Origin of the sequence: Klebsiella sp. 28, from assembly GCF_018223905.1 — a bacterium.
GTDB classification, from domain to species: domain Bacteria; phylum Pseudomonadota; class Gammaproteobacteria; order Enterobacterales; family Enterobacteriaceae; genus Klebsiella; species Klebsiella pneumoniae.
In genome coordinates, this window is the sequence record NZ_JAGRQY010000212.1 from 1 (window position 1) to 4024 (window position 4024).

Here is a 4024-nt window from a genome sequence, read left to right on the forward strand (position 1 = left end):
GCTATGGAGATATAGTTTTACTATGCGTTTAAGAGCAAATGCTATAACCTTGATTGATTCCTCGTTAATATATAGATAAGGGGCGGAGCCATGAGCGAAAGATCATAAGAAAAGATCTGTTTTCAATATGAGGTTTTAATTAATTTCAAGGTAAAGCTAGCGTATATAAAATCTTAAGAACTAAATCGAATATGAATTGATAAGATTAATTATACTATTATTAGGTCAGCGGCTACTGCCGCAGTTCTTTATGGATAAATCCATCATTAACAGGGGCCAGCCCTGTTCCAGCAATGTGATTGTTTTGGACAATCACTCAGTGCTGCTATTGAGGATATAGTTTTCCTATGCGTTTAAGAGCAAATACTATATTTTTTAGTGCTAATACTGTTATGAAATATAGGATCTAAAATATTTAATCATGAATAAAAGAATAGATGTTGTTCCTTTTGGCTTTACCCTAAAACATAGCAAGGACCATTGTTAAATCGTTAAATATATTTTACAGAGTTAGGGCGTAGCCGTGCGTCAGCACATGAGCGTTAGCTCATAAGAGAAATATCTTTTCAAAAGAATAAGAAAAAACAGGTAAAACGTTTATTTTATGAGTTAAATTTCATTTTTACCGATTCGATATGGTATTAAATAATAAAAAAAGAAGGAAAATAAAGGATGAACAACATTAAGATTATTACGCTCTTTCATACAAATAAAAAAATACCATTTATGACTTGTATTGTTAAAGATGTTGAAGAAAATGAACAAGGAATAAAACTCACTTTGGAAAGTGGTGATAATATCCATGTCAAAGATTATGACTATTTTTTCTTATCAGAATCAGCAAATGAGTTTGATCAGGAACGAATGATTAATACATACAGAAGATTGATTTCTGAACTCAGCCAAGTTAGCGAAGAAACAATAGATTCCTTAGTTCCGAAGATATCGAATAAATTAAAAACCAATTTCCCGGCAAGCAGTGTCAGTGCTTTGGAAGATGATTGAAAAATCTGAATGGTAGCAACCATTCCATATGAAACAGTATATTAAAACATGCGTTGCATACAGGTTTTTACAACACCATATCTGAAGATAGCTACATTACCTGAGATCTAACAATCCCTGTCTGCGTAATGGTCGACAGGGTATTACCTGTTCTGACCTATACCTTTCTATCTCCATCCATGTGCAAACAGCTACTGACATGGCTCTTCGTGTACATTACACCTCTTATTGATCGATATAAAAGATCAATAAACTTCATTTGATAGGTATTAACTATCAAATTAGCGTCAATTGATCGGTGTTTTAATTGTTCATATCGATCGATTATAGATATATGATAGTTTTGATCTATCAAATGATTTGAATTCGATCGATACAAACGATATGACGAACAGAAAAATAAATTGAATCCTATCAATTGATTAATGCTTTTTTACAGCCCAGAGAGACCAACCTATGGGTAGGGCTGTCTTTGACATAAAGTTTCCACACATTGGGGATAGATATGAAATTACGGATAGTGATGCCTCTACTGCTGTCTGCTGCCGCACTGACAGGATGCCAGCAGCTCAACGATGGTGTGAATACAGTTAATGGAGCAATCAGTTCTTCGTTGTCTTCAGTAGGTAAAGCGCTGGGGGGCACCGCCACCACTCAAAGCCTTGGCCCGGTATCGTCTGTATCTGGCCTTGGTGCTGTCTGCAAAGACTATGAAGAAAACGCAATGGCGGCAGAGAAACAGTGGACTGGCAAAAGGATCTCTATCACTAATGCCACTGTTCTGGAAGTTACGAAGGGCAGAAGTGCCAGCGACATGATGACGGGAATGCCTAAGTCAGTCCCTAACTATTACCTCTTATTTAAAACCTCTGATACCAGCTACTGCGGCGGGATGGTTTGGCTGGATTACTACTCTGGTATTGATGATGCCGTTCTTACTTACAAGAAAGGCCAGAAAGTCAGCGTTACCGGAACGATAAACAATTTCGAAGTCCGTGGGTTCGCTACCGTCAACAACGCCGATATGCCAGTTCGTCTTGTTGTTCTGAGAAACGGCACAATCAACCATTAATTCTGGGATAACACTATGCGTAAAATTTTACTCGTGGCAAGTCTTGCTGCTCTTGTATCGGGATGCGGTGAAAAAGGGGATTTTGAGAAAGCGATCAACGCAAAAATATCACAATCAAAGCTGTGCTACTCCCTGCAGGACAACGACATTGTATTTAATAAAGGTTTTCCGATTAAGGTTAACCGTGGCTACCGTTCAGCGGGGTATAGTGCCAGTGATGAAATATTGAAAGGTCTGGGTAATCAGGGGCTGCTTGATGTTTCTCAACAAGCTAATGGTTTCAGTAGTGTCGATGTTCTGGAAGTAACAGACAAAGGCCAAGCGGTTGAGTTTTGGGATCGTAAAGATGGTGCCTGTGTTGGTCATCGTGCGGTTGCTGAGATAAAGGAATGGACTGAACCGGGAAACGGTAATCAGAAAATTGTTCGCGTGTCTTATACATGGAAGTTGGCGGATGTTCCTGCATGGGTGGACAAAAAAGCGTTCTCCAGCGTCAAGGGTATGAATGAACCTGAAGACGGCATGATTAATCTTGTTAAAACCAGCAATGGCTGGAAAGCGATCTAAGGGGCTATCATGGAAAACAATACCATCAAGTGTCCATTTTGCCTGAAAGAAAGCCAAAGGGGTGTCCATGTCTGCACCGGCTGCATGGCGACGGTTCTGTATGGAACCTACCCCGGCTGGTATGCTTTCGTGGTTATATTATTGACCTTCGGCCTGTCTATACTGATCGGAATGTCTGCAGGAATGGCTGGGGCGACTATTAGCCTGCCAATAATTGCGGCTGTTGGATTTATAGCTGGTAAGGCGATATTCTCTGATAATGTTGTGTTCAGAAGAAGGATGTAATTTAACTTATGTTATTCTTAAAGCCGCATCGTTTTATGACGATGTGGCTTCATGTACTACCAAAAATGGGGAGCCTGATGATTGTGTTGTACTATTGTAACACTTAATATAACATTATATTGCTTACAAATTTCATGAAGTTAAGGTAGACTAATGAATGATAATAATGTAGATAAAAATAGTGTTTCTTTATCATGTCGGGATGAAAAAAAGAAAATTGGTGATGTGAACCTGAAAGGCATTATTGACGGAGTTGAAATTAACTGTACTGTTGATTTGTCATTTCATAAAGCTAAGGAAAGTGAAAATGGTGAAACAAAAAAAGAAGTCCAAATATTAACGAAAGCGCAGTGGGTGATCTATTTTATTCTACCTCTCCTTGTTGTTATAGTTGGCTTTTTTATTGATTCGTTTATAGATGCAAGTCATCACCTGACTCTTTTTATATCACCACTGGCATTTGGTATTATAATACATAAGATGGTGATGAATAGTTCGAATGTGAATATCCATTATTTCAAAAAGCTTGTTGATACAACGGGATTGGTTTCTTCAACGTTAAGTGCAAGTATTCTAATATTCAAAACGATTAATGTTGAAAATCCATACATTAGTATGCTGGATTCGTTGAAAGACGCTGGAGTGTTCAGTTCAATTATATTTTATATTATAATGGCACTCGTGTATATTGTTGTCTGGATATTTGCGACATCGATAACTATTAAGTTAATGATCACATATGATGAACTAATAGCAATGAAGAATAAAGCCTAAGATAAGAGAGGCGGTGTTTTATACCGCCTATTTTTTCATAAATAATTTGTAGTTTTTGAATAGGGGGAGAAAAATAATCGTAGTAGCTAACCATAAAGCCAACGTTATGCCACATAACATCGATAGTATGGGGATGTTTTTATTTCCATTTATGAAATATATTAAAGAAGTACCTATGGTAGTTATAAGCGTCAGGCAGGATAATAAAATGTATATTGCCATTGGATAATTTATCTTTTTCATGTTTCACCTTTGGTATTGGATTTTTTTAATTTAATAACATATAAAAACAATCCGTCAAGGGAATTGCTCATAATAAAC

Annotated in this window: 5 protein-coding genes; all 5 read left to right on the forward strand. The window is 37.2% G+C overall.

Going from position 1 to position 4024, the window contains the following annotated elements; genetic code table 11:
- Positions 1 to 672: 672 nt before the first annotated feature.
- The 5 genes from KHQ28_RS26360 (at position 673) to KHQ28_RS26380 (ending at position 3703) form a co-directional block, all read left to right on the forward strand.
- Positions 673 to 1005 (forward strand): hypothetical protein, encoded by a 333-nt coding sequence (locus KHQ28_RS26360; RefSeq protein WP_064147896.1) that lies wholly within the window; start codon positions 673 to 675, stop codon positions 1003 to 1005.
- A 505-nt stretch (positions 1006 to 1510) separates the two neighbouring features.
- Positions 1511 to 2077, forward strand: coding sequence for a hypothetical protein (locus KHQ28_RS26365; protein WP_047716167.1), 567 nt, complete (start codon positions 1511 to 1513; stop codon positions 2075 to 2077).
- Positions 2078 to 2092: 15 nt separating this feature from the next.
- On the forward strand, positions 2093 to 2644 hold the full coding sequence (locus KHQ28_RS26370; protein ID WP_047716166.1) for a lipoprotein: 552 nt from the start codon (positions 2093 to 2095) through the stop codon (positions 2642 to 2644).
- Positions 2645 to 2653: 9 nt separating this feature from the next.
- The gene (locus KHQ28_RS26375; protein ID WP_047716164.1) at positions 2654 to 2929 is read left to right on the forward strand and encodes a hypothetical protein; all 276 of its coding nucleotides are present in this window, start codon (positions 2654 to 2656) and stop codon (positions 2927 to 2929) included.
- Between the two features lie 153 nt (positions 2930 to 3082).
- Positions 3083 to 3703, forward strand: coding sequence for a hypothetical protein (locus tag KHQ28_RS26380; protein WP_032260063.1), 621 nt, complete (start codon positions 3083 to 3085; stop codon positions 3701 to 3703).
- Positions 3704 to 4024 lie beyond the last annotated feature (321 nt).